Raw genomic sequence first — 23,923 nt, 5'->3', positions numbered from 1 at the left:
TGTGTATAAGAGACAGGTCGCGCGCAGGTCGACGTCTACACCCTGGCCAACGAGGTCACCGCCGGCCTGGAGGGTATGGACGTGCCGCTGCGCGTCGCCGTGATGGGCTGCGTGGTGAACGGTCCGGGCGAGGCGCGCGAGGCCGACCTGGGCGTCGCGTCCGGAAATGGCAAGGGGCAGATCTTCGTTCGCGGCGAGGTGATCAAGACCGTGCCCGAGGCGCAGATCGTCGAGACCCTCATCGAAGAGGCCATGCGCCTCGCGTCGGAGATGGGGACCGATCACGGTCCTGAAACAACATCAAGCGGTTCGCCGATCGTCACCGTAAGCTGATGGGGGCCGGTTCCCAGCCGCCGGTCCATTAGTTCGCATCAGAAGAGAGTTCGCCAGATGTCGGCTCCGCCCCTGTTCCGCCTTGTCGGCGAGCGACGGGTGTCCGTGGTGCGTGACGCCGCCGCCGTCTGGCGGGTGTTCGACGACGATCCGGTCGGGTCGTGCATGGTCGCGGCCCGGGTGGCCGACCACGGCATCGATCCCAACTCCATCGGCGGGGAACTGTGGACCCTGCGCGGCGCGGAGGACTCGCTGTGCTTCGCCGGCGCCAACCTGATCCCGCTGCGCGGCGCCGCGGCCGACCTGGACGCCTTCGCCGACGAGGCGATGAGCGGAACCCGGCGCTGTTCGTCGCTGGTCGGCAGGGCCGAATTGGTGATGCGGATGTGGGAGCGGCTCGAGCCGGCCTGGGGCCCGGCGCGCGACGTGCGCGACCGTCAGCCGCTGCTGGCGCTGTCCCGGCACCCCGACTGCGACATCGACCCCGGCGTGCGCCAGGTCCGGCCGGACGAGCTGGACGCCTACCTGGTGGCTGCCGTCGACATGTTCATCGGCGAGGTGGGCGTCGACCCCCGCCTCGGCGACGGCGGGCGGGGCTACCGCCGCCGGGTGGCCAGCCTCATCGCGGCGGGGCGCGCGTGGGCCCGTTTCGAGCAGGGCCAGGTCGTGTTCAAGGCCGAGGTGGGCTCGCAGTCGCCGGGCGTCGGCCAGATCCAGGGGGTGTGGGTGCACCCCGAATGGCGGGGCCTGGGCATCGGCACCGCAGGCACCGCGACCGTGGCCGCCGTGATCGTCGGCAGCGGGCGCACCGCCAGCCTGTACGTGAACAGCTTCAACACGGTCGCCCGCGCGGCGTACGCCCGGGTCGGCTTCGCCGAGGTGGGCACCTTCGCGACGGTGCTGCTCGACTAGCGCTCCTTCATCCCGCGAGTGTGAGGCTGGCCGCACACTCGGCGTGGAACGTGCGGCTGGCCGCACGCTCGGCCGGGTTACCCGCCCATAACGGTCAGGTCTCGGTGTGTCGGCGGCGGCCGAGCAGCCCCGCTTCATAACATCTGTACCAATGGTCACAAAAACCCCACTGGTAATCGTGGCGGCCGGGCTGCTGCTGGCGGCCGTCGCGATGTCCGGCTGCACCCCCCGGCCCGACGGCCCCGGCCCGGCGGCTGAGAAGTTCTTCGCCGCCCTGGCCATCGGCGACACCGCCACCGCCGCCCAGCTCAGCGACAACCCCAACGACGCCCGCGAAGCGCTGAACGCGGCGTGGGCCGGGCTGCAGGCGACCCACCTCGACACGCAGATCCTCAACGCCAAGTACGCCGAGGACACCGGGACGGTCGCCTACCGCTTCACCTGGCACCTCCCCAAGAACCGGACCTGGACGTATGACGGCCAGCTGAAAATGGCCCGCGACGAGGGCCGCTGGCAGGTGCGCTGGACCACCACCGGGCTGCACCCCAAACTGGGCGAGCACCAGACGTTCGCGCTGCGGGCCGACGCGCCGCGACGCGCCTCGGTGAACGAGCTCGGCGGCAGCGACGTGCTGGTCCCGGGCTACCTGTACCACTACACGCTCGACGCCACCCAGGCCGGATCCGGCGCGGCGCTGATCGGGACGGCGCACGCGATCGTCGACGTCCTGCACCCCTTCAACGGCGGGCTGAGCGACCCGCAACTGCTCGCCGAGCAGGCCAGCTCGGCGACCCAGCCGGTGGACCTGGTGACGCTGCACCCCGACGACAACGACAAGGTCTTCCCGGCGATCGGCCGGCTCCCCGGCGTCGTCGTCACGCCCCAGCCCGAAATCCTGCCCACCGACCCGCATTTCGCCCCCGCCGTCATGGCCGAGGTGAAGAAGGCCGTCGTCGACCAGCTCGACGGTGAGGCCGGCTGGCGGGTGGTGAGCGTCAACCAGAACGGTGTCGAGGTCGAGGTGCTGCACGAAGTGCCGGGGTCGCCGGCGCCGTCGATCTCGATCACGCTGGATCGGGTGGTGCAAAACGCCGCCCAGCGCGCGGTGGACACCCGCGGCGGCAAGGCGATGATGGTCGTCATCAAGCCGTCGACGGGGGAGATCCTGGCGATCGCGCAGAACGGGGGCGCCGACGCGGAAGGCCTGCTGGCCACCACCGGCCTGTTCCCGCCGGGGTCGACGTTCAAGATGGTCACCGCCGGCGCGGCCGTCGACCGCGACATGGCCACCCCCAACACCATGCTGGGCTGCCCGGGCCACCTCGACATCGGCCACCGCACCATCCCCAACTACGGCGGCTTCGACCTGGGTGTGGTGCCGATGTCGCGGGCGTTCGCCAGTTCGTGCAACACCACCTTCGCCGAACTCAGCAGCAGGATGCCGCCGCGCGGCCTGACGCAGGCGGCCACCCGCTACGGGATCGGGCTGGACTATCAGGTGGACGGCATCACGACGGTGACCGGGTCGGTGCCCCCGACGGTGGACCTCGCCGAGCGCACCGAGGACGGCTTCGGCCAGGGCAAGGTGCTGGCCAGCCCGTTCGGCATGGCGCTGGTGGCGGCGACCGTCGCCGCGGGCAAGACGCCCACGCCGCAGCTGATCGCGGGCCGGCCGACCGCCGTGCAGGGCGACACCACCCCGATCAGCCCGAAGATGGTGGACGCGCTGCGGCCCATGATGCGGCTGGTCGTCACCAACGGGACCGCCAAGGAGATCGCCGGGTGCGGCGCGGTGTACGGGAAGACCGGTGAGGCCGAGTTCCCGGGCGGCTCGCATTCCTGGTTCGCCGGCTACCGCGGCGACCTGGCGTTCGCCTCGCTGATCGTCGGGGGCGGCAGCTCGGAATACGCGGTGCGGATGACCAAGGTGATGTTCGAATCGCTGCCGCCCGACTTCCTGGCCTAGCGCCGCTCGCAAGCGCGCCGCCCGCGGCGGGCGCAGCGGGGCGGCGCCACCTGGCCTAGCCGCTCGCAAGCGCGCCGCCCGCGGCGGGCGCAGCGGGGCGGCGCCATCTGGCCTGACGCCGACGGGCCGCTCGGCGGTAAATTGCGATCATGACGGATACCGGCGGCGACATGGTGGCTCCGGTTTCGCTGCGCGTATCCGACGCCGACCGCAACGGCACGATGCGGCGACTGCACAACGCCGTCGCACTCGGGCTGATCGACATCGACGAGTTCGAGCAGCGCTCGTCGCAGGTGTCCTACGCGCGCACCCGGGGTGAGCTGGACGGGCTGGTCGGCGACCTGCCCGGGCCGGGCGCGATCGTCACGTCCGCGGCCGACCGCGTCGAGCTGCGCGGTTGGGCCGGCTCGCTCAAACGCCAGGGCGAATGGACGGTGCCCACCCGCCTGGCGTTGGTCCGACGGCTGGGCTCGATCGATCTCGACCTGACCAGGGCGCGGTTCGCCGGCCCGGTGGTGGTCATCGAACTCGACGTGCGGGGCGGCTCGGTGGACATCCGGCTGCCCGACGGGGCCAGCGCCTCGATCGATGACGTCCAGGTCTATGTGGGCAGCGCCCGCGACCGCCGCAGGGACGCGCCGGGCGAGGGCCGGCCCCACGTGGTGTTGACGGGCCGGGTGGTGTGCGGCTCGGTCACCATCCGAGGGCCGCGGCGCTCGTTGATCCGCGGCCGTCTCGAGGGCCCGCATCGGGGGCGAGCGCGCGGTTAAGCTGGTCGGCATGCCTGCTCGCACCGCGCTTGCCCCCGGAGAGTTGTCCCCGACTCTGCCGGTGCCCGTCCGCATCCCCCGCCCGGAGTACGCCTGGAAGTCCACGGTGCGGGAGGGTAGCGAGCCGTGGGTGCAGACGCCGGAGGTGATCGAGAAGATGCGCGTCGCCGGCCGGATAGCGGCCGGCGCGTTGCAGGAGGCGGGCAAGGCGGTGGCGCCCGGGATCACGACCGATGAACTGGACCGGATCGCCCACGACTACATGGTCGACCACGGCGCCTACCCGTCGACCCTGGGTTACAAGGGCTTCCCGAAGTCGTGCTGCACGTCGCTCAACGAGGTCATCTGCCACGGCATCCCCGACTCGACGGTGGTCGAGGACGGCGACATCGTCAACATCGACGTCACGGCCTACATCGACGGCGTGCACGGCGACACCAACGCGACCTTCCTGGCCGGCGACGTATCCGAGGAGCACCGGCTGCTGGTGGAGCGCACCCGGGAGGCGACGATGCGCGCGATCAACGCCGTCAAGCCGGGGCGGGCGCTGTCGGTCGTCGGCCGCGTCATCGAGGCGTACGCGAATCGGTTCGGGTACAACGTCGTTCGTGACTTCACCGGCCACGGCATCGGCACCACGTTCCACAACGGCTTGGTGGTGCTGCACTACGACCAGCCCTCGGTCACCACGGTCATGCAGCCGGGCATGACGTTCACCATCGAACCGATGATCAACCTCGGCGGGCTGGACTACGAGATCTGGGACGACGGGTGGACGGTGGTCACCAAGGACCGCAAGTGGACCGCGCAGTTCGAGCACACCCTTCTGGTCACCGACACCGGCGTCGAAATCCTCACGTGCCTCTAGCGCGAGCAGACAGAAAATCGCACGATTGCCGGGGCAAAGGTGCGATTCTGCGTCTGGTGGACGGGCAGGGCCCGGCGAACACCGCCGAAGGATGAGCGGGGCGCTGCTGGTCGCCGGCACCAGCTCCGACGCCGGGAAATCGGTGGTCGCCGCGGGACTGTGCCGGCTGCTGGCCCGCCGCGGGGTGCGGGTGGCGCCGTTCAAGGCGCAGAACATGTCCAACAACTCCGTGGTCACCGTCGAGGGCGGCGAGATCGGCCGCGCGCAGGCGCTGCAGGCGCGGGCGGCGGGGCTGGAGCCCAGCGTCCGGTTCAACCCGATCCTGCTCAAACCCGGCAGCGACCGGACCTCGCAGCTGGTGATCCGCGGCCAGGTCGCCGATTCGGTGACGGCGGCGAGCTATGTGCGGCATCGCGACCGCCTCGCCGGGATCGTCGCCGACGAATTGTCTTGCCTGCGTGCCGAATTCGACGCGGTGATCTGCGAGGGCGCCGGGTCGCCGGCCGAAATCAACCTGCGCGCCACGGATTTGGCGAACATGGGGCTGGCCCGGGCCGCGAACCTGCCGGTCATCCTCGTCGGTGACATCGACCGCGGCGGCCTGCTGGCCCACCTGTTCGGGACGGTCGCGGTGCTCGAGCCGGACGACCAGGCGTTGATCGCCGGCTTCGTCGTCAACAAATTCCGCGGCGACCCCGCACTGCTGGAACCCGGTCTGCGCCAGCTGCATGCGATGACCGGCCGCCCGACCTATGGGGTGCTGCCCTACGCCGACGAGCTTTGGCTGGACGCCGAGGACTCGCTTTCGGTGGTCGCGCACCGCGTCGTCGGCACCCCGGAACCGCCGCGCGGGCGCGAGTGGCTGCGGGTGGCCGCGATCCGGCTGCCGCGGATCTCCAATTCCACCGACATCGAGGCGCTGGCCTGCGAACCGGGCGTGCTGGTGCGCTGGGCCACCGACCCCGCCGACCTGGCCGACACCGACCTGATCGTGATCCCGGGGAGCAAGTCCACCGTCGCCGACCTGGCCTGGCTGCGCGAGCGCGGCCTGGCCGAGGCGATCACCGCGCACGCCGCAGCCGCAAAACCGGTGCTGGGCATCTGCGGTGGTTTTCAGATGCTGTGCCGGCGCATCGATGACGCCGTGGAATCCGGGGCCGGCGAGGTCGCGGGGCTGGGGCTGTTGGACGCCGACATCGCCTTCGGCGAGGCCAAGATTCTGCGCCGGTGGCCGCCACCGCTGACCGGATACGAAATTCATCACGGCAGGGTGTCGCGGTTCGCCGAGGAGAGCTGGTTCGGCGCCGAGGGCGGGCGCGACTGCCAACCGCACGGGCTGGTGCGCGGCGCGGTGTTCGGCACGCATTGGCACGGCCTGCTCGACAACGACGAGTTCCGCCGCGCCTGGCTCATCCGCGTGGCGGATGCGGCCGGGCGCGGGTTCGTCGCCGCCGAAACCAACGTCGCCGCCCGGCGTGATGCGCAGCTCGACGCGATCGCCGATCTGCTCGCCGCTCATCTCGACGTCGGCGCGGTTTTCGCTTTGCTCGACGGTCCACCGCCGCGCCGACCGCACATCGCAACTCGCTTGCGGCCGTAGGACATTCACTCAGTTGTGCGCGCGTGAAGGTCGAATTGACGGCGATGCAAACCCGTTGCGCGCGCAAGGATGTTGTAGAAATCGTCGCGCGCGCAGACCGATTCCCTGTAGCGTGCGTAGATGCCCTCTATGATGACCACGCTCGACGGGTTCCCCGTCCCGGTAGCCGTGGCCGGTCCGGAACAGGGCGTCGTCGTCGTCATCCTGGGCGACGAGGATCGCGTCCCCGCCGCGTATGACGCGGTGTGCGAGCGCCTGCACACCGCCTCACTCCGGACGGTCGTCATCGGTCTCGACGCGCGCCTGACGCCCAAGTCGGTGGTCGGCATCCTGGACGCATTCGGCATCGGATGGGCCGTGGTGATGGGCGATCGCGCCGGCGCCGAGCTGGCCTGGGAGCTCGCGGCGACGAAACTCGGGCGGTTCGTGGGTCTCGTGGTGATCGACCGCGGTCACCCGCGGGTGCCCAACCGCGACGGCGTGGTCCAAGACGAACACTGCCCGCCGGTGGAGATCGGCACCACGGTCCTGGTCAGCTCGCCGGCCACCAGGGCCGTCGCCCAGGCCAGCCAGCAGTATGTGTACGCCGAATACCGCGTGGTGCACCTGGGCAGGCGCACGGTCCAGGAGTCGACGGCGCAGCTGGCCGCCGAGATCGTGTTGCGTACCAGCACCTGGTAGCCGCCGGTCGGCGCGCGGAACCCCCATTCGCACAATCGAATTGGTCCCCGCCGCGCGGCGCTGATCGCCTGGGGCCGGTACCGTTTCGACCGGAGCCCGGAGCCGTTGTGCCGAGCGGTCGCTCAGCACACCGATGCGGAAAGGATGCGCGGTTGTGAACGCCAAGGGGCGGCCGGTGGTGGGCCTGACCTCCTACCTGGAGCGGGTCCAGGCGGGGATCTGGGACATCCCCGCGGGCTATCTGCCGGCCGACTACTTTCAAGGCGTCGTCGCGGCCGGCGGCGCCGCGGTGTTGCTCCCCCCGCAACCGGCGGAACCCGAGACCCTCGGCGCGGTCCTCGACGGCCTGCACGCGCTGGTGATCACCGGCGGCTACGACCTGGACCCCGCGGCCTATGGCCAGCAACCCCATCCGGCCACCGATCCACCGCGCGCCGACCGCGACGCCTGGGAATTCGCGTTGTTGCGGGGCGCGCTGGACCGCGGCCTGCCGGTGCTGGGCATCTGCCGCGGCGCGCAGGTGCTCAACGTGGCGCTCGGCGGCACCCTGCACCAGCACCTGCCCGACGTCCTCGGACACGACGGGCACCGGGCGGGCAACGGGGTGTTCACCCGGTTGCCGGTGCGCACCGTCGCGGGCAGCCGGCTGGCCGCGCTGGTGGGGGAGTCCACCGACGCGCCGTGCTACCACCATCAGGCGACCGACAAGGTCGGTGCGGGCCTGGTGGTCAGCGCCTGGGATCCCGACGGCGTCGTCGAGGCGCTGGAGTTGCCCGGCGACACGTTTGTGCTTGCGGTGCAATGGCATCCGGAACAGTCCCTGGACGACATGCGCCTGTTCGCCGCGATCGTGGACGCCGCGCGGTCGTATGCCGCACGCGACGGGCGTTAGGCGACGGTTCCGCGGTAGACCACCGCGGGGGCGGCGGCCGCGGTCCACGTCCGTGGCACCGCAAGCACCCCGACCGAGGCCGCGCGGCCGACCGTAACGGCCGCGCCGCCGACGCCACGCCGGCCGGGCAGCAGGCACCGCAGCGCGGCGGCCTTGTTGAGGGAGTTGAGCCGGGCGATCGCCACCCCCGACGGCGCCGTGAGCGAGCTCAGCTTCGACAGGGGGCAGGTCGCCGACGCGAGGGAGACGTCGAACGTCGCCAGCGGAGACGCCGACAGCGCCCGCAACGCGCCGGGCGCGGCCGACATCAGCTGCCGGCCCGCCGCCACGACCTCGGGCGCCGAGCGCAGCGCCCACGTGGCTTGGTCCGCCCCGCCGGGCGGCAAGGTGAACGGTGCGAGGGCCGCCGCGTCCGCCGAGTCCGCGGCGTAGGCGTACATGGCCGCGGCGTTGCGGGCCCACATCCGTTCGTAGTCGGCCTCGGTGTCGGCGATGGCCGGGGCGCCCTGTCCCAGGCGGTTGGCCAGGATCAGCGATCCGCGCAGCGCGCGATTGGCCGCGATCGCCGCCGGCGGCACCGTCGCCGCCAACACCGCCCGGTGGGCGCTCGCGGCCGCGGCGGCCCCGGCGGCGGCCTGTTCGGCCAGGATCGCGGTGGTGGTGAGCCAATCGATGTAGGGCGCCGCGCTGGCCGGCGCGGGGCCGTCGCAGCGGGCCACCAGTTTCGAGGTCACCGCGCGGTAGTCGGCGACCGCGGTGTGCAGCCGAACGGCCAGGGCGGCCCAGGCCGTCGCGGCCTCGGCGAGCGACCCCGAGCCGGGGCCGTCATGGATGTCACCGGAGATGATTTCCGGCGCAAGCGTTGTGAAATTCATTGCTGTCTCTGCCTAACGACGGCGGTATGAGCCGCGAATGTGGACTCTTCTGTTGGGACGTAGGCATGGGGGTTACAGGCCTACTCGCACACGCGGCGGTGCAACGACGGCGGCCGCCGCGGGCGATCGAGCCCTCAGCAGCGCGCGATGCAGAGCCGCGTCAGCAGATCGTCCGGTGCAACCGCCCCCGAAGCGCACGACGGCGCGCGGGGCAGCCGGAATACCGCGGGCGCAAACGAAGTCGGTAGTGGCGACCCGATAGCAGGCGGCGCCGAGCGGGCCCATGTCGGCGGCCGATCCCGGGTCATCCACGCCGTCTTGGTGGTCTTGTGATGGGTGGGTGCGGAACCGGGGGCGGGGTTCGCGTTATGTGCTTGTGCGCGAGCCACATTCACGCCGGCCGCGGGCTGCGGCAGCGCGGGCGCGGTTCCGCGCGCCGCCCAGCCCGTGGTGACCGCGCAGAACACGCCGAGCGCCGCAACGATGGCGACGGCCGACCGCCGTCGTCGAGCTTTACCCGCACCCCCGCCTGTCACAGTGGGCCCGAAATTACTACCCGAGGCTGGACGGGCCATCCCGGCGAGCTGTGAAAACGATCAAAGTCCGTTGTGGTTGAACGCGATGAGCGGGATCGCCATCTCGGCGGGCGTCGCCGCGCCGTGGAAGCCGACCAGCCTGGCCGTTTCCGGCGGCTCGTGTCCGGTCGCCAGCACGGCCGCATCCCCGGTGCAGACGACGACGACGTCGCCGATCCGCGGCAGGTGCGCGGGGTTGACCGGACCGAACATGCCCGTGGCCACCGCCTGCTCGCGGCTGTAGACGTGCGCCTTACCGTCGAGGATCTCGGCCCAGGCCGCCTGCACGTCCGCCGCGGCGCCGGCCTCGGTGTGCAGGTAGCGCACCCGCGGCTCGCCGGCGACGACGCGGACCCCCGCGGTCAGCCGCGGGTCGGTGTCGAGGTCAACCCGCGCGTCCGGGGGGACGTTGAAGCCGCCGTGGTCGGCGGTCACCAGCAGCGCCGCGTTGCCGGGCAGCCGGTCGACCAGCCGGGTCAGCAGGGCGTCGATCTGGGCCGCCGCGTCGTGCCAGTGGGACGACCCGACCCCGAACGCGTGCGCCGCGAAGTCCAGCGCGCCGGTGTAGCCGTAGACCAGGCCCGGCGCGGCGTGCAGCTCGTCGGCCAGCCGCTGCGCGTTGTCGTCCGCCGGTTCGACCGGGCGGAATTCGGCGCCGCGGTAGGCCGAATCGGTCAGCCCGCTGCCCATGAACGCGGCCGGCAAGACGGCGCGCGCGCCGATCCCGGACTCGTTGAGCCGCCCGAACCAGGTGGGCAGCGGCTGCCACTCGGCGTGCGGCGGATCGTCGCGCCACAGGATGTGATTGAGCACCCGATCCGTGCCCGGGACGTTCAGCGTGAAGCCGAGGATCCCGTGTTCGCCGGGCTGCACCCCGGTGCCGAGCGAAACCAGGCTGGTCGGGGTGGTCGACGGAAACGTGCAGGTGAGCTCGGTCAGACGCCCGGTCTGCCCGGCGAGCACCGAGGAGAGCAGCGGGGCGCTGCCGGCCAGCTCGCTGAGCAGGTGCCAGCCCAGCCCGTCCACCAGCACGACCGCGACCCGGTCGACGTCGCCGGCCCAGTCGGCCAGCGCCAGTCTGTCGACGGCGCCCGGCGCACCGAGCAGGGCGGCTGCGGCGGGCAACACGTCACAGAGGGAACCGGCCACGGGGGCCAGTCTGACACGAAATTACACACGCGCCAGTCGGTTGCTCGTGATCCGCAGCTGACGGTCCGTCGCGTCGGACAGGGCGCGGACCTGGCCCGGCGACAGCCGGCCACACAGCCGCCCCCAGTGCAGGGCGACCTCGTCACCGGCGGCCGCGTCGGGCACCGCGCTGTACCCGTCGGTCCAGACGTCGTACACCCGGGGCGACGGCTCGGACAGCGCCAGCGCCTCACCGTCGAGCACCAGGCGTCGGCATCGCACCTCGATCCGGTCCTGGTCGCGGGAGAGCACCGTGCCCCAGGTGATGCGGCAGTTGTCGAGCACGCCCAGGGGATGTTCGTCCATGCCGCGGCCCAAGAACCGCGTCCACGGATACACCCCGAAGACGTGAAAGCAGTGATTGGCGGCCGCCTCGGGGGCCAGCTCCGGTGTGAGGTGCGACCAGTAGCGGCCCGCGTGCGGGCCGATGATCGCCAGCAACGCGCCGAAGAATTCTTGCGGGTCCAGATCTGCGCCCACGCCGCCGGCCAGCCAGTACGACTCGACGAGGCGATGATCCAGCGGGTCGGCGATCCCGGTGAGCGTCGAGAGCACCCGCAGGTATGGCCACGCCCCGGAAAACCTCGTCGCCGCGCGGCGCACCTCTTCGACCGAGCCGTCGCGCAGGGTGGCACCGAGGGGCGGACCGCAATAGCCCAGCGCGTTGGGCGCGTGGGCATAGCGCGCGAACATCTCGACGCCGCGGGCGTCACCGTCGGTCAAGTCTGCCCCACGAGCTTGACCGCGTCGCGATGCATGCGGCCGAAGTTGTAGTAGGCCGCGCAGGCCCCCTCCGGGGACACCATGCAGGTGCCGATCGGGGTCTCCGGGGTGCAGGCGGTGCCGAAAACCTTGCACTCCCAAGGCTTGAGCACACCCTTGAGCACCTCGCCGCACTGACACGCCTTCGGGTCGGCGACCCGCACGCCCGGCATCGCGAACCGCAGCTCGGCGTCGAATTGCGCGAAGTCGTCGTGCAGGCGCAGCGCGCTCTGCGAGATGAAGCCCAGCCCGCGCCACTCGAAGTGCGGGCGCAGCGCGAACACCTTGCCCATCAGGGCCAGCGCCGCCGGGTTGCCGTGCTCGGGCACCACGCGCTTGTACTGGTTTTCCACCTCGCAGCGGCCCTCGCGGATCTGGGTCAACAGCATCGCGACCGCCGCCAGAATGTCCAGCGGTTCGAAACCGGCCACCACTAACGGCTTTCGGTACACCTCCGGCACGAACCGGTAGGGCCGGTTGCCCACCACGGTCGACACGTGCCCGGGCCCGATGAACCCCGACAGCCGCAGGTCCGGCGACTCGAGGATGGCCTTGATGGGCGGCACGATCGTGACGTGGTTGCAGAAGACGCTGAAATTGGCCAGGCCCATGTCCCGGGCGCGCACCAGGGTGACCGCGGTCGAGGGCGCGGTGGTCTCGAAACCGATGGCGAAGAACACGACGTGCTTGTCGGGATTGTCGAGCGCGATCTTCAGCGCGTCCAGCGGGGAGTAGACGAATCGCACGTCGGCGCCGCGCGCCTTGGCGTCCAGTAGGCTGCCGGCCGAGCCCGGCACCCGCATCATGTCGCCGAAGCAGGTGAAGATCACGTCGGGCTGGTCGGCCAGCCACATCGCGTCGTCGATGCGACCCATCGGGATCACGCAGACCGGGCAGCCGGGCCCGTGCACCAGTTCGACGTTGTCGGGCAACAGGTGCTCGATGCCATGCCGGTAGATCGTGTGGGTGTGCCCGCCGCACACCTCCATGAACTTGAACTGTTCGCCGGGGCCGGCCAGCCGCCCGATGGCGCCCAGCAGCTTGCGGGCCGCGGCCGGATCCCGGAACTCGTCAACGAATTTCATGCTCGTGCCCCCTTTTAGATAATGGCCGACGAGTCGAAGGCTTCCAGCTCGGTGGCGTAGGCGTCCCCGAGCTTCTGGACGGCGGCCAGGGTGAGCAGCGCCTCGGTCTCGTCGATCTTGGCCATCGCGAACCCGACGTGAACCAGCACCCAATCGTCCGGTGCGGGCATGTCGTCCTCGAGCAGCCGGACGCTGATGGTGCGCTGCACGCCGCTGACGTCGACCTTCGCCAAATAGTTTGCCGGATCGGTGATCTCGACGATCCGACCCGGAATCCCCAGACACATCTTCGGTCCTCCCTTAGCAAATCCTCGGCAGCGGGTCACCGACGAGCATGTCGACGATCCGGGTTCCGCCGAATCCGGTGCGCAGCACCACGGTTTCGGCGGGTTCGGCGACGATCTCCCCGACCTCGGCCGCGTCGGCGCCCAACGGGTGCGACCGCAGCGCGGCCAGCCCCGCGTCGGCCTCCTCCGGCGCGACGACCGCGACGAACTTGCCCTCGTTGGCCACGTACAAGGGGTCGATGCCGAGCAGCTCGCACGCGCCATTGACCATGGGCCGCACCGGAAGTCGCTCCTCGGAGAGCAGCACCCCCAGGCCGCACGCCTGAGCCAGCTCGTTGCAGACGGTGCCGACCCCGCCGCGGGTCGCGTCGCGCAACCAGCGGGTCGACGGCGCGGCCGTCAGCAACAGCTCCACCAGCGGGCTGACCGACGCGGTGTCGGAGGCGATGTCGGCCTCGATGGCCAGATCGCCCCGCGCGAGCATGACCGCCATCCCGTGATCGCCCATCGAACCCGACAGCAGCACCCGGTCACCCGGTCGCACCGACGCCGCGGACAGCGCGCGCCCCGCCGGGATGACCCCCGTGCCGGTGGTGGTGACGAACAGGCCGTCGGCGGCGCCCTTGGGCACCACCTTGGTGTCGCCGGTGACCACCCGCACCCCCGCGGCGGCGGCGGCCGCCGCCATGTCGGCGACGATCTCCTTCAACTCGGCGATTCCGAAGCCCTCTTCGAGCACGAACGCCGCGGAGATCCACGACGGCACGGCCCCGGCCATCGCGAGGTCGTTGCAGGTGCCGTGCACGGCCAGCGAGCCGATGGAACCGCCGGGAAAGCGCCTGGGCTGCACCACGAACGAGTCGGTGGACATCGCCAGGCGTTGGCCGCCGGGCAGCGTCAAAACCGCGCTATCGCCGAGCGACTCCAGCAGCGGGTTGCGCAGCGCCTCCATGAACACCGCGTCCACCAGCGCGGCCGAGGCCTTGCCGCCCGCGCCGTGCGCCAGTGTCACGTGGTCGTCGAGGAGGCGGGGGCGGCGCCTGCGGAACGATTCGATGCGTTCGATCACCTCGCCCTCGGCGAACCGCGGCCCCGACGAAAGGTATTCACCCGTGCTCATGCCGCCCCCAAACCTTGGTCGCCGCCGAGGCATTGATGCACGCTCAGCCACAGCTGATAACCGAGCAGCGCCTGCGATTCCTGGATCCGGTGCACGCTTTGCGAACGAACGACGAAGCAGGCGTCCACATTTGGGTTGCCGGCGAAGGCGCCGCCGTCATAGCCGGCGAATCCGATGGTGTACAGGCCGCGCTGGCGCGCCTCGGCCAGCGCGGCGAGCAGGTTCGGCGAGCCGCCGCTGGTCGACATCGCGATGGCGATGTCACCGGTGGTGGCGCGTGCGATCAACTGCCGGGCGAAGACCAGTTCGAAACCGACGTCGTTGCCCAGGGCGGTCAGGATGGCCTGATCGGTGGTCAACGGCCACGCCGGCAACGGTTTGCCGACCGGCGGCCGGGCGAACAGCCGCGCGAGGGTGGTGGAATCGGTGCAGCTGCCGCCGTTTCCGAAGGTGAACATGCGCCCGCCCGCCGTGAAGCGCCGCGCCACCTCGGCGGCGGCCTGGCCCAGCAGCGCGGCGTTGGCCTCCAGCGTCGAGCGCCGCAGCGCCAGGCTTTCGGCCGCCTTCGCCTGCGCCGAGGCCGCCAGGTCGGCCAGCAGCGACGCGGGATCGTCTTCCTGCGCGTCGATGAAGGGGTACAGGAAGTTGGTGGGTTCGTCGGCGCGACTCATCGGCCCTCCTCCGCTTCCAGCCTGCCGATCGCCATGCCGGCGTGCACCAGGATGAGATCCCCGGCTTCGACCGGGTCGATCAGCGTGGTCACCACGGTCTCGACGCCCCGGGCGGTGCGCACCGTGCCGTGTCCGTCGGCCGAGGCCGTCACCACTTCGCCCGGGCGACCCTCGTCGCTGCAGGTGACGCAAACCGACTCGGCGACTTCGGGTTTGAGCAGCCCGGGGTGCTCAAAACACACGTGGGTCAGCTCCCACAGCAGGTGATAGAACAGCACGAATCCTCCCGTCGCGGGCACGCGCGGATCGGGATCGTCGAGCCACAGCACGTGATCGGCCATCCCCGCCTCGGGTCGCTCGCCGCTGCCGATCCAGATCGTGGCGGCGCCCCATGCGGGGGCGCGCCGCATCACCGAGCGGACCTGCGTGTCATCGGCGCCGGACACCGCGACCACGATGTCACCGGGTCGCACGGACACCCGCGCCAGGTCCACCAGGTCCGGTCCGGTCAGCGCCACCGCGGGCAGGGCCCGTTTCCCCATGATCACCGGGTGTACGAATTCGACCGCGATGTGCAGCGCGTGCGGTTCCCACGACGGCGCGAGGGACCACATGGTCGCGCCCGCGGCGAACCGCTTGGCGAGCGTGAACGCCGTGGCCGCGAGGTCTTCGGCCAGTTCGGCGCTCAACCCGCGATCGATGGCAGTGGTGGTCATCGTTCAGCCTCCCTCCCGCGCGGTCAGCATGCTGACCACGGCCTGACCCAGGGCGAGCCCGCCGTCGTTCGGCGGAACGGTGCGGTGGGTCAGCACCTCGAATCCGGCGCGCCGCAATCGCTGCCGACATGCCTTGAGCAACAACACGTTTTGGAACACCCCGCCGGTGAGGCCCACCAGCCGGGTGGTACCGGCCGCCTGCGCGACCACCCTGGCGACGGCGTCTGCGACGGCGTCGTGGAACGCCAGGGCCAGCGTCGCGGGTTGGGCCCCGGCGTACAGCGCGGACACCAGGTCCTGCACCATCGGGGCGGGATCGATCACGCCGTCGGCGCCCACCATCAGGGTCAGCGACGGACCGGCTTCGCCGCCGGCCGATTCCGCCAGCGCCTCGAGCTCGATCGCGGCCTGGCCCTCGTAGTCGATGCGGTGCCGCACGCCGAGCAGGGAGGCGACCGCGTCGAACAGGCGGCCCATGCTCGAACAGGGCACGCATCCGAACCCCGTCTCCAATTGCGAACGGGTGAAGCGCAATTCGTCCCTGCTTGCCGCCGCGACCGGCGCCAAATCGGGGGTCCAGGCGATGCCGGCCGACCACAGCTGCGACAGCGCCATGCGCCACGGGTTGCGCACCGCCGCGTCGCCGCCGGGCAGCGGCACGGGTAACAGGTGACCGGCCCGGACGAATCGGTGGGTGTCGCGGCCGAGCCGGAGGATCTCCCCGCCCCAGATGGTCTGGTCGCATCCGTACCCGGTGCCGTCGAACGAGACCCCGACGACGGGTTCGCCGATGCGCCCATGCTCGGCGAGCAGCGACACCACGTGCGCGTGGTGGTGCTGAACGAGGTCCAGCGGCCGGTCGTCCGCGCGGCGCTCCGCCCAGCCGCGGGTGTGGTATCCCGGATGCAGGTCGGCGGCCAACCGCGCGGGCTCGCCACGTATTTCGCCGAGCTGGCTCACCGCCCGCTCGAACGCGCGCAGCGTCTCCCAGCTGGCCATGTCGCCGATGTGCCCGGACAGGTAGGCGCGCGGGCCGTCGGTGAGGCAGAAGGCGTTCTTCAGTTCCCCGCCGACGGCCAGCACTGCCGGCCCGGCGACGTTCAGGCCGACCGGGAGCGGCGCATAGCCCCGGGACCGGCGGATCGGCAGTTCACCCCCGTCGACGACGCGCACCACCGAGTCGTCGCACGGGACGTGGATGGGGCGGTCGTGGTCGAGCACCGCGTCGCAGAGCGCCGGGAGTCGTTGTGCCGCATCGTCTTCGGTGAAGCAGATGGGTTCGTCGGACCGGTTGGCGCTGGTGAGCACCAGCGCGCTCGGGGCCGGCGCGGTGGCGCCGGGCACGGGCGCCAGCAGCAGGTGATGGATGGGGGAGTAGGGCAGCATCAGTCCGAGCAGCGGGCTGCCGGGCGCGACGCCGTCGGCGACGGGCGCGTCCGGCCGGCGCCTGAGCAGCACGATGGGGCGGGCGGGGCTCAGCAGCACCGCGGCCTCGCTCTCGTCGACGTAGGCGTAGCGGCGGGCCACGGCGAGGTCGCGGACCAGCATGGCAAACGGCTTGCCACCGCGGGCCTTTCGCGCCCGCACCGCGGCCACCGCCGTGCCGTCGGCGGCGGCGCAGGCCAGGTGGTAGCCGCCGACACCCTTAATGGCGACCACCGCCCCCGCGGCCAGCGCGCGTTGGGTGGCCGCCAGCGCGGCGTCCGCCCCGCCGACGCGCCCGGCCGCCGACCGGAACCACAGCGACGGCCCGCAATCGGGGCAGGCGATGGGCTGCGCGTGGAACCGGCGATCGGCGGGGTCGTGGTATTCGGCGGCGCAGCGCGCGCACATTCCGAACCCCGACATCGTGGTCGCCGGGCGGTCATAGGGCAGCTCGCGGATGATGGTGAACCGCGGCCCGCAGTTGGTGCACGTGACGAAGGGGTGGCGGTAGCGCCGGTCGCCCGGGTCGAACAGCTCGGCGACGCAGTCGTCGCACACCGCGATGTCCGGCGGGATCGGCGTGGCGACGCCGGGGACGGCGCGGCTGGTCACTATCCGGAATCCGCGTTGGCGGGCGGCGCCGGCCGACAGCTCGCTGATTGCGACGTCGACGATTCGGGCCAGCGGGGGCGCCTCGGCGCGCAGGCGCCGGCCGAATTCGTGCACGCGTTCGCGCTCGCCCTGCACCTCGAGGAAGACGGCGCCCGAATCGTTGCCGACGAAGCCGGACAGGCCGAGCTCGGTCGCGAGGCGGTGGACGAAGGGCCGGAAGCCAACCCCCTGCACGACACCGGTCACGGTAAGGCGCTGCCGTACCTCGGCGTGTCGAAGCAGCAGGGGGGCGGGGGTCATCTCAGCCGGCCTCCGGGGAGTCCGTCGGGTCCGGGCCGCCACGGCCCATCAGCTCCAGGCCGGCCATCGCCTGCTCGGCGCCCGCGCGGTCCGTCTTCTCGACGGCGAAACCCATGTGGATGATGATCCAATCGCCGGGGGCGAACGTCTCGTCCGGCAGCATGCCGACGTTGATCTTGCGCTGTTGGCCGGTGACGTCGACCAGCGCGAGCTGCCCCTCGAAGCCGTCCAACATCCGGATCACTTGGCCGGGAATCCCTAGGCACATGGCTCGGCGTCCCCTCGGCTGGTCGCGACCGGGTGCGCCTGCAACGCCGCGACGATCTCCTCGACGGCGCGCGCGGCGCGGGGGACCGCCTTGGCCACGGGCTCGGTGAGGCCGATGCCCTCCTCGACGCTGCCCGCCTCGCACCCGACGACGACGGTGTAGGGCGGGTTGCCGCCCAGCGCCCGCAGGCTGGCGAACACCGCGCCCGGGTCCATGCCGTGCCCGTCGAAACCGGCTGCGGCCGAATCCGATTCGTGATCCGCCTGGAAGACGTGCAAGGTGCCGGGGTTGCCGCGGCTGGGGACCGCGTCGATGAGGACCAGCGTGTCCCAGTCCTCGAGCAGGTCGTAGGCCAGGTGCATGCCGCTGATGCCGTAGTCGGTGACGCGAACGGTCGCGTCGTCCTGCGCGATGTCGGCGTTGCGGATCACTTCGGATCCGAATCCGTCATCGCCCAGGAAGATGTTGCCGATGCCGGCGACCAGGATGCGCGCTGTCATCTCCGCTGTCCGAGCAAGTTACATCCGCCTCAGTTTCAGGTACCGGCGCGCGTCGGGCAGGGACACCAATCCCAGGGCCAATCCGACCACGAGCACCAGCGCGATGATCGCGACGAATATCCAACCCATGATCTCCATCTCGGCTCCTTTCACGAGTTTGCCGGGCTGCGTTGCGCTTCCAACGGCTCGATTTCGTCGGGGGAGAAGTACAAATAGCGGCCGTACCAGTCGTGCAAATCGGCGGCCGGGTCGTCGTCGACCACGACGCCGACGTGCTTGTTGCCCTCGACGTCCGAGTGCACCGAGGTGACGCGCGCGGTCTTGCCGGCGACGAAGATGTCCTGCGCGTCGGCGTTGCGCCTCGGCCGCAGCCGCACCCGGCTGCCGCGGGCCACCCGAACCCCGTTCACCAGTACCGCGTCGATTTCCGGTCGGACGGCGTTGTCGGCCAGCGGATCCCACCAGTCGACGCCCTCCGGTATCTCGGGGACCAGGCCCCGGATCTCATGCGGGTCGCGCAGCACGCCGTGCAGGCGCGCCATCGCCTCGGGGGACATGGCGTCGCACTGGTCGATGATGCGCGCCGCCCGCGGATCCGTGGCCCGGGCCTGCGCCTTCTCCTCCTCGGTCATGGTCATCACGCGCAGGGTGAGGATCTCGTCGATCTCCGTGCAGTCGTACAGTGCGGTGTCGCTCTGTTCGGCAACCTCGGGATGGTCGTAGAGGATGATCGGCGAGATCAGCAGCAGATCCCGCGTGCCGGGCGGACCGGCCAGCACCGGGAAGCAGCGGTGGTGGCTGCAGCGGGAGGCCGCATCGGCCGCCGCCCGGGGCGGCTCGAGCAACGAGACGAACTGTCCGGTCTCGAGTTCGGCGATCAGGTGCGTTCCGATCATGGACCGCGCGATCGAGTCGTTCTTGTCCACGGCGCCATCGCCGACGTTGCTGACCCGCACCGACACCCGGCACAGGTCGCCATCCGCCTCGCTGGCGACCGTGAGCACGCCACGTACCTCCCGTCGTTGGCGCACGAGGCGCCCGCCATCGAGGAATTCGATGTCGATGCCCGCATCCGCCGTCACGGCCAGTGTCCACGGCCGGCCGTCCAGCGCGACAGGGCCGAAGGACCTCTCGCATTCGACCGCCTCGTCCCAGGTGAGCCACGACCCGGTCGGGGTCGTCAGCTCGTCGACGGGCTCGTATTCGCCCATGCCCACTTCGCGCTCGGCCCGGCGGTGCTGCAACTGCAGGAACCGCACCACCAGGCGCAACTCCCGCGCCCCCTCGACGAGGAACTGCGCCGCCAGCGAGTCGTCCTCGCCCAGGCCCGCCGCGGCGGCCCCGGGCGGGCCCAAAACGCCGAATTGCCAGCGGGATTGGTTCTTGCTCGACGTCCCGCGGTACGGGTAGAGCAGGTAGCCCTCGTAGAGCACCGCGTCGGCGACGGCGCGGGCCCGGTCCCGATCCTCGGTCACCGCGCCGCCTCCCGGTCCGCGGCCAGCAGGGCGGTGATCGCGTGGTCTAGGTCGAGCAGCCCGTGCGCGGACTTGTAGGCGGCCAGCGCGCGGATGGTCTCGTGGCTCAGCCGCAGCCAGCCGGCGTTCGGGTAGTGCTGGGCGATCAACTGCCGCCAGACCTCGACCGGCATGTCGTAGCGGCTTTCGCAGTCCCAGGGGACCTGTTGGACGGAAAACCCGCGATCGGATTTGACGAAAATCGTTCCGCTGAACAGGAACTGCAGCGGCAGCGCGCCGTCGCGCAACGCGTGCAGGTATTTGGAAGCGGCGACCTCGAAGTCGTAGGTGCAGTCCAGCGTGAGCGCCGCCGTCGTCGTGCCGGTGAACCCCGGCACCATCGCGGAGCAGTGCTGCCACAGGAAGGTCCGCTGGGTGCTCGCCCAGCGCTCACGCGGGCCGAACAAATCGGTCAACCCGGCGGCTTCGTCGTCGGAGTACGGCCGGCGCAGCGGTTCGATGCGGACCTGGCAGCGCAGGGCGATCGCGTGCACCGGGTCGTCCCCGGCGGCCACGGCGATGCGGGCGGTCAGCACCGGGCTGACGGTGTACGGTTCGGGCGCCACGTCGAGGACCGCGAAGTCGAGGTCGATCATGGCGGCGTCACGGGCATTTTCTGGGCCCGGGCTTCGATGTCGGCAAAGAAGCCGGCGATGAATTCGCGGGCCTCCTGCCCCCCGTCGAACCCGCGCCACAGCAGGCGCAGCCGCCCGACGAATTCGTAGCAGGCGTCGATCGGGACGAGGTAGCTCTGCGGCGGGCCGGATTCGGGAACCCGGACCAGCAGCGCCTCGACGTCGTCGGCCAGCAGGCCCACCCGCGCGTCGGCGCCGGCGATCGCGTCCCAAACGTCCAGTGCCAGTTCGGATTCGCAGGCGCCGGCCGGCCCCGGGTAGAAGGCGACGGTGCGTCCGAGGGCGGAGTTGGCGAAGAAGAAGGCGACGCCGACGGGGATCTGCAGCGCCTCCCAGGCGCGGCGGTCCAGCGCGAAGTCCGGGAAGGACAGGTATTTCTCGGGCACGGCGCGGTAGCGCAGTTCGGCCCGTGCATCGGTGAACAGCAGGTAGCAGGCGCGGCACACGCACATGAGCTGCCGATCGGCGACGTTGACCACGTGCTGGTGAGAGTCGGCGATCGACTCCGAACACATCTCGCACCGCTCGCCCGCCGGCTCGGGGGCCGGCCTGGCGCTGCGGATGCGGGTGAGCACCTCGTAGGGGGTCGTCATGCCGGGGCGCCCATCGCTTGCGTCGGCCTGCGGTCCGGCAGCGCCACCGACAGCACGCCGTCGCGCGGCAGCAGGGGCAGCGGATCCAGGTGCGCGCCGTCGGGCCCGGCGCCGGCGTGCACGACGTCGAAACGGGAGCCGCAGCGGGGACATTCGAGCAGCGGCCCCAGCAGCGCGGCGCCGGCGAGGGTGTCGTCACACACGGGGCAGTGGTCGGAGTACGCGAACGACCGGTCGTCGACACGGCAGGCCAGTAGCGTCGTACCGTCGACCCGAAAGCCGCCGACCTCCCCGGGCGCCAGCCCGCCCAGCTCGGGAACCGGGTGCCAGCTGCCGGTCGAATGCACGTGCGCCAGTAGGGATTCGGCGGGGATGACGCTCGCGCCGCCCGGGTCGGCGGCCACCACCTCGATCGACGACACCTCGGGCGCCGCGGCGAGCACGGCGTCCTGGACGGCCAACTCGAGCGTAACCGCCGACGACGGGCAGCTCTTGCAGCTGCCCTTGAACGCCAACCGCACGGTGCCACCGTCGATTCCGAGCAGGTCGACGTCCCCGCCGTGCGAGCCCAGATACGGCCGCACCCGGTCGAGCGCGTCGGACACCCGACGGCGCACGTCGTGCGGGTGCAGGCCGTGAACCAGGAGCAGGCTGGCCACCAGGTCGTCGGTGGCCAGCCGCTCGGCCAGGGTGGGATCCTGCGCCTGCTGGGCCAACATCATGATCCGTTCCAGGCCGGCCCCGTAGAGCCCGACCACCTCGCGGACCAATTGTTGGGCGCGTTCCCGCGCGGCGGCCCCACCCGCCGCGCAGGAATCCAGCAGGGTCTGGATCCGATCGCCCGCTGTGCGCCACCGCGCCTCGCTGTCGTCAACGGTCTCCGGGCGATCCACCATCGCCTACTCCCCGACGGGCGACTGGGTTGGTGTGTGCAGTCTGTCGAGGGTCTTGCCCTTACCCAAGTACATGTGCACACCGCAGGGCAGGCACGGATCGAAGCTGCGCACCGTGCGCATCACGTCGATGCCCTTGAAGTTCTCCCGGTCGTTCTCCTCGAAGATCGGCTGGCCCTGCACCGCGTCCTCATACGGGCCCGGGGTGCCGTAGCTGTCGCGGGGGTTGGCGTTCCATGGGGTGGGCGGGTACGGGTGGTAGTTGGCGATCTTGCCGTCCCGGATCACCAGGTGGTGGCTGAGCACGCCGCGCACCGCCTCGGTGAACCCGCACCCGATGGCCTCGTCGGGCACCTCGAATTTCTCCCACGTCTTGGTGCGTCCGGCGCGGATCTCCTCGAGCGCCTTCTCGGCGAAGTGCAGCGCGCACGCGGCCGCGTACGCCTGGAAGTAGGTGCGCGCGCGGTCGCGTTCGATCGTGTTGCTGCCGTGCTGCGGGATCTTCCACTCGAACTCCACCGGGGGTTTGAGCGCCGTCTTGGGCAGGTTGATCTTCACGCTGTTGCCGGTCGCCTTGACGTAGCCGATGTCGACGAGCCCGGCCAGCGCCGTCGCCCACAACCGGGCCAGCGGCCCGCCGCCGGTGTCCAGGGCCAGGTGGTCCGTGCCGTCGAACCAGCGCGGCGACATCACCCAGCTGTACTTGCCGCCGTCCATGTCCCGCTTCTGCGGGTGCGGGTTGGTGTGCTGGTTCCACGGGTGGCGCCGGTCCACCGCGTTGCCCAGCGGGTCGGTCTTGACGAACATCTCCTGATCGGTCCAGTCGTCGTAATACGAACTGCCCAAAAGGATTCGGATGCCCAGGTTGATGTCCACCAGCGAGTGGGTGACCAGCTTGCCGTCCACCACCACGCCCGGGGTCACGAACATCGCGTTGCCCCAGCGTTCCATGTCCTTGTACTCGAAGTTGCACACCTCGGGGTCCTGGAACGAGCCCCAGCAGCCGAGCAGGGTGCGGCGCAGCCCGACCTTCTCGTAACCGGGCAGCGCCTCATAGAAGAAGTCGAACAGGTCGTCGTGCATGGGCACGACCTTCTTCATGAACTCCACATAACGCATCAGCCGGGTCATGTAGTCGGTCATCAACTGGATGGTCGCGACCGTGCCCACCCCGCCGGGGTACAGGGTGGACGGGTGCACGTGGCGGCCCTCCATGAGGCAGAACATCTCTCGCGTCCAGCGACTGACCGCCAGCGCCTCGCGGTAGAACTCGCCGGTGAACGGGTTGAGCGAGCGCATGATGTCGGCGATCGTCCGGTAGCCGTGCGCGCCGGCCTGCGGGGCCGGGGTCTTCTCCGCCAGGGAGAGCACGCTCGGATTGGTCTCGGAGACCATCTTCTCGCAGAAGTCCACGCCGACCAGGTTCTCCTGGAAGATGTTGTGGTCGAACATGTATTCCGCGGCCTCGCCCAGGTTGACGATCCACTCACCGAGGTGCGGCGGCTTGACGCCGTAGGCCATGTTCTGCGCGTAGCACGAGCAGGTGGCGTGGTTGTCGCCGCAGATGCCGCAGATGCGGCTGGTGATGAAGTGGGCGTCGCGCGGATCCTTGCCCTTCATGAAGATCGAGTAGCCACGGAAGATCGACGAGGTGCTGTGGCACTCGACGACTTCGCGGTTCTCGAAGTCGATCTTCGTGTAGATGCCCAGGCTGCCCACGATCCTGGTGATCGGGTCCCACGCCATGTCGACCAGCTGGCCGGGCTCCCGCTTGGCGTGGGTGGGTTCCGGAATGATGGTTGTCATCGCAGTTCTTCTTCCCGCTGTGGGCTCGTCAGTTCCGAAGGCTTTCGGTGGTGAGAACGAAGCGCGCCGACCCGGT

Annotated in this window: 23 protein-coding genes and 1 pseudogene; 8 read left to right on the top strand and 16 right to left on the bottom strand. The window is 70.8% G+C overall.

The window, feature by feature from the left end:
* Positions 1 to 15: 15 nt before the first annotated feature.
* The 8 genes and pseudogenes from WU80_RS06300 to WU80_RS06265 all read left to right on the top strand — a co-directional run.
* Positions 16 to 333: pseudogene (locus WU80_RS06300) on the top strand (flavodoxin-dependent (E)-4-hydroxy-3-methylbut-2-enyl-diphosphate synthase); the annotation flags it as partial.
* Between the two features lie 57 nt (positions 334 to 390).
* Complete coding sequence (locus tag WU80_RS06295; RefSeq protein ID WP_055400457.1) at positions 391 to 1,245, top strand: GNAT family N-acetyltransferase; 855 nt, start codon at positions 391 to 393, stop codon at positions 1,243 to 1,245.
* A 151-nt stretch (positions 1,246 to 1,396) separates the two neighbouring features.
* Entirely contained in the window at positions 1,397 to 3,211 is a 1,815-nt protein-coding gene (locus WU80_RS06290) for a penicillin-binding transpeptidase domain-containing protein (RefSeq protein WP_055400456.1), read from the top strand.
* Between the two features lie 149 nt (positions 3,212 to 3,360).
* Positions 3,361 to 3,981, top strand: a complete 621-nt coding sequence (locus tag WU80_RS06285) for a DUF1707 domain-containing protein (protein WP_055400455.1) — start codon at positions 3,361 to 3,363, stop codon at positions 3,979 to 3,981.
* A gap of 10 nt (positions 3,982 to 3,991) precedes the next feature.
* Complete coding sequence (gene map / locus WU80_RS06280; protein ID WP_055400453.1) at positions 3,992 to 4,849, top strand: type I methionyl aminopeptidase; 858 nt, start codon at positions 3,992 to 3,994, stop codon at positions 4,847 to 4,849.
* A gap of 91 nt (positions 4,850 to 4,940) precedes the next feature.
* Positions 4,941 to 6,449: a cobyric acid synthase gene (locus tag WU80_RS06275; protein WP_055400451.1), complete on the top strand. Its 1,509-nt coding sequence runs from the start codon at positions 4,941 to 4,943 to the stop codon at positions 6,447 to 6,449.
* Between the two features lie 120 nt (positions 6,450 to 6,569).
* The gene (locus WU80_RS06270; RefSeq protein WP_197281102.1) at positions 6,570 to 7,130 is read left to right on the top strand and encodes an alpha/beta hydrolase; all 561 of its coding nucleotides are present in this window, start codon (positions 6,570 to 6,572) and stop codon (positions 7,128 to 7,130) included.
* Positions 7,131 to 7,263: 133 nt separating this feature from the next.
* Positions 7,264 to 8,022, top strand: a complete 759-nt coding sequence (locus tag WU80_RS06265; protein ID WP_055400447.1) for a gamma-glutamyl-gamma-aminobutyrate hydrolase family protein — start codon at positions 7,264 to 7,266, stop codon at positions 8,020 to 8,022.
* Here WU80_RS06265 and WU80_RS06260 read toward each other — a convergent pair.
* From WU80_RS06260 to WU80_RS06185, 16 genes are all read right to left on the bottom strand, one after another.
* Positions 8,019 to 8,897 carry a PPE family protein gene (locus WU80_RS06260; protein ID WP_055400445.1) on the bottom strand — a complete coding sequence of 293 codons (879 nt, stop codon included), beginning with the start codon at positions 8,895 to 8,897 and terminating at the stop codon, positions 8,019 to 8,021. The two genes, WU80_RS06265 and WU80_RS06260, sit on opposite strands and share 4 nt — an antisense overlap.
* Before the next feature lie 596 nt (positions 8,898 to 9,493).
* On the bottom strand, positions 9,494 to 10,621 hold the full coding sequence (locus WU80_RS06255) for an alkaline phosphatase family protein (RefSeq protein WP_055400443.1): 1,128 nt from the start codon (positions 10,619 to 10,621) through the stop codon (positions 9,494 to 9,496).
* Between the two features lie 21 nt (positions 10,622 to 10,642).
* On the bottom strand, positions 10,643 to 11,383 hold the full coding sequence (locus tag WU80_RS06250; RefSeq protein WP_255353596.1) for a DUF6390 family protein: 741 nt from the start codon (positions 11,381 to 11,383) through the stop codon (positions 10,643 to 10,645).
* On the bottom strand, positions 11,380 to 12,507 hold the full coding sequence (hypD, locus tag WU80_RS06245) for a hydrogenase formation protein HypD (RefSeq protein WP_055400441.1): 1,128 nt from the start codon (positions 12,505 to 12,507) through the stop codon (positions 11,380 to 11,382). Before hypD ends, WU80_RS06250 begins: the two co-directional genes overlap by 4 nt.
* A 14-nt stretch (positions 12,508 to 12,521) precedes the next feature.
* Complete coding sequence (locus WU80_RS06240) at positions 12,522 to 12,794, bottom strand: HypC/HybG/HupF family hydrogenase formation chaperone (protein ID WP_055400439.1); 273 nt, start codon at positions 12,792 to 12,794, stop codon at positions 12,522 to 12,524.
* A gap of 13 nt (positions 12,795 to 12,807) precedes the next feature.
* Entirely contained in the window at positions 12,808 to 13,914 is a 1,107-nt protein-coding gene (gene hypE / locus WU80_RS06235) for a hydrogenase expression/formation protein HypE (protein WP_082459739.1), read from the bottom strand.
* A complete protein-coding gene (locus tag WU80_RS06230) occupies positions 13,911 to 14,585 on the bottom strand; it encodes an SIS domain-containing protein (RefSeq protein ID WP_055400437.1) in 675 nt (224 codons plus the stop codon). The genes hypE and WU80_RS06230 overlap by 4 nt, the downstream gene beginning before the upstream one ends.
* On the bottom strand, positions 14,582 to 15,301 hold the full coding sequence (locus WU80_RS06225; protein ID WP_055400435.1) for a HypC/HybG/HupF family hydrogenase formation chaperone: 720 nt from the start codon (positions 15,299 to 15,301) through the stop codon (positions 14,582 to 14,584). The genes WU80_RS06230 and WU80_RS06225 overlap by 4 nt, the downstream gene beginning before the upstream one ends.
* 3 nt (positions 15,302 to 15,304) lie before the next feature.
* A complete protein-coding gene (gene hypF, locus WU80_RS06220; protein WP_055400432.1) occupies positions 15,305 to 17,638 on the bottom strand; it encodes a carbamoyltransferase HypF in 2,334 nt (777 codons plus the stop codon).
* Position 17,639: 1 nt separating this feature from the next.
* Positions 17,640 to 17,906 carry a HypC/HybG/HupF family hydrogenase formation chaperone gene (locus tag WU80_RS06215; RefSeq protein WP_055400430.1) on the bottom strand — a complete coding sequence of 89 codons (267 nt, stop codon included), beginning with the start codon at positions 17,904 to 17,906 and terminating at the stop codon, positions 17,640 to 17,642.
* Positions 17,897 to 18,406: a hydrogenase maturation protease gene (locus tag WU80_RS06210; protein WP_055400428.1), complete on the bottom strand. Its 510-nt coding sequence runs from the start codon at positions 18,404 to 18,406 to the stop codon at positions 17,897 to 17,899. Before WU80_RS06210 ends, WU80_RS06215 begins: the two co-directional genes overlap by 10 nt.
* 149 nt (positions 18,407 to 18,555) lie before the next feature.
* Complete coding sequence (locus tag WU80_RS06205) at positions 18,556 to 19,881, bottom strand: hypothetical protein (RefSeq protein ID WP_055400426.1); 1,326 nt, start codon at positions 19,879 to 19,881, stop codon at positions 18,556 to 18,558.
* On the bottom strand, positions 19,878 to 20,516 hold the full coding sequence (locus WU80_RS06200) for a DUF6084 family protein (protein ID WP_055400424.1): 639 nt from the start codon (positions 20,514 to 20,516) through the stop codon (positions 19,878 to 19,880). Before WU80_RS06200 ends, WU80_RS06205 begins: the two co-directional genes overlap by 4 nt.
* Complete coding sequence (locus tag WU80_RS06195) at positions 20,513 to 21,148, bottom strand: DUF5947 family protein (protein ID WP_055400422.1); 636 nt, start codon at positions 21,146 to 21,148, stop codon at positions 20,513 to 20,515. The genes WU80_RS06200 and WU80_RS06195 overlap by 4 nt, the downstream gene beginning before the upstream one ends.
* Positions 21,145 to 22,044 carry a NifU family protein gene (locus tag WU80_RS06190; RefSeq protein WP_055400420.1) on the bottom strand — a complete coding sequence of 300 codons (900 nt, stop codon included), beginning with the start codon at positions 22,042 to 22,044 and terminating at the stop codon, positions 21,145 to 21,147. The genes WU80_RS06195 and WU80_RS06190 overlap by 4 nt, the downstream gene beginning before the upstream one ends.
* A gap of 3 nt (positions 22,045 to 22,047) precedes the next feature.
* A complete protein-coding gene (locus WU80_RS06185; protein ID WP_055400418.1) occupies positions 22,048 to 23,847 on the bottom strand; it encodes a nickel-dependent hydrogenase large subunit in 1,800 nt (599 codons plus the stop codon).
* Positions 23,848 to 23,923: the final 76 nt, after the last annotated feature.

It is taken from the genome of Mycobacterium sp. UM_11, assembly GCF_001414075.1.
Lineage (GTDB): Bacteria > Actinomycetota > Actinomycetes > Mycobacteriales > Mycobacteriaceae > Mycobacterium.
This window is presented reverse-complemented; position numbering and strand designations above follow the sequence as displayed.

Excerpts from the sequence above, each read along its gene's own strand:
- WU80_RS06295 (WP_055400457.1), top strand. The coding sequence starts at position 391 with ATGTCGGCTCCGCCCCTGTTCCGCCTTGTCGGCGAGCGACGGGTGTCC.
- WU80_RS06290 (WP_055400456.1), top strand. The coding sequence starts at position 1,397 with ATGGTCACAAAAACCCCACTGGTAATCGTGGCGGCCGGGCTGCTGCTG.
- WU80_RS06285 (WP_055400455.1), top strand. The coding sequence starts at position 3,361 with ATGACGGATACCGGCGGCGACATGGTGGCTCCGGTTTCGCTGCGCGTA.
- map (WP_055400453.1), top strand. The coding sequence starts at position 3,992 with ATGCCTGCTCGCACCGCGCTTGCCCCCGGAGAGTTGTCCCCGACTCTG.
- WU80_RS06275 (WP_055400451.1), top strand. The coding sequence starts at position 4,941 with ATGAGCGGGGCGCTGCTGGTCGCCGGCACCAGCTCCGACGCCGGGAAA.
- WU80_RS06270 (WP_197281102.1), top strand. The coding sequence starts at position 6,570 with ATGCCCTCTATGATGACCACGCTCGACGGGTTCCCCGTCCCGGTAGCC.
- WU80_RS06265 (WP_055400447.1), top strand. The coding sequence starts at position 7,264 with ATGCGGAAAGGATGCGCGGTTGTGAACGCCAAGGGGCGGCCGGTGGTG.
- WU80_RS06260 (WP_055400445.1), bottom strand. The coding sequence starts at position 8,897 with ATGAATTTCACAACGCTTGCGCCGGAAATCATCTCCGGTGACATCCAT.
- hypD (WP_055400441.1), bottom strand. The coding sequence starts at position 12,507 with ATGAAATTCGTTGACGAGTTCCGGGATCCGGCCGCGGCCCGCAAGCTG.
- WU80_RS06240 (WP_055400439.1), bottom strand. The coding sequence starts at position 12,794 with ATGTGTCTGGGGATTCCGGGTCGGATCGTCGAGATCACCGATCCGGCA.
- hypE (WP_082459739.1), bottom strand. The coding sequence starts at position 13,914 with ATGAGCACGGGTGAATACCTTTCGTCGGGGCCGCGGTTCGCCGAGGGC.
- WU80_RS06230 (WP_055400437.1), bottom strand. The coding sequence starts at position 14,585 with ATGAGTCGCGCCGACGAACCCACCAACTTCCTGTACCCCTTCATCGAC.
- WU80_RS06225 (WP_055400435.1), bottom strand. The coding sequence starts at position 15,301 with ATGACCACCACTGCCATCGATCGCGGGTTGAGCGCCGAACTGGCCGAA.
- hypF (WP_055400432.1), bottom strand. The coding sequence starts at position 17,638 with ATGACCCCCGCCCCCCTGCTGCTTCGACACGCCGAGGTACGGCAGCGC.
- WU80_RS06215 (WP_055400430.1), bottom strand. The coding sequence starts at position 17,906 with ATGTGCCTAGGGATTCCCGGCCAAGTGATCCGGATGTTGGACGGCTTC.
- WU80_RS06210 (WP_055400428.1), bottom strand. The coding sequence starts at position 18,406 with ATGACAGCGCGCATCCTGGTCGCCGGCATCGGCAACATCTTCCTGGGC.
- WU80_RS06200 (WP_055400424.1), bottom strand. The coding sequence starts at position 20,516 with ATGATCGACCTCGACTTCGCGGTCCTCGACGTGGCGCCCGAACCGTAC.
- WU80_RS06195 (WP_055400422.1), bottom strand. The coding sequence starts at position 21,148 with ATGACGACCCCCTACGAGGTGCTCACCCGCATCCGCAGCGCCAGGCCG.
- WU80_RS06190 (WP_055400420.1), bottom strand. The coding sequence starts at position 22,044 with ATGGTGGATCGCCCGGAGACCGTTGACGACAGCGAGGCGCGGTGGCGC.
- WU80_RS06185 (WP_055400418.1), bottom strand. The coding sequence starts at position 23,847 with ATGACAACCATCATTCCGGAACCCACCCACGCCAAGCGGGAGCCCGGC.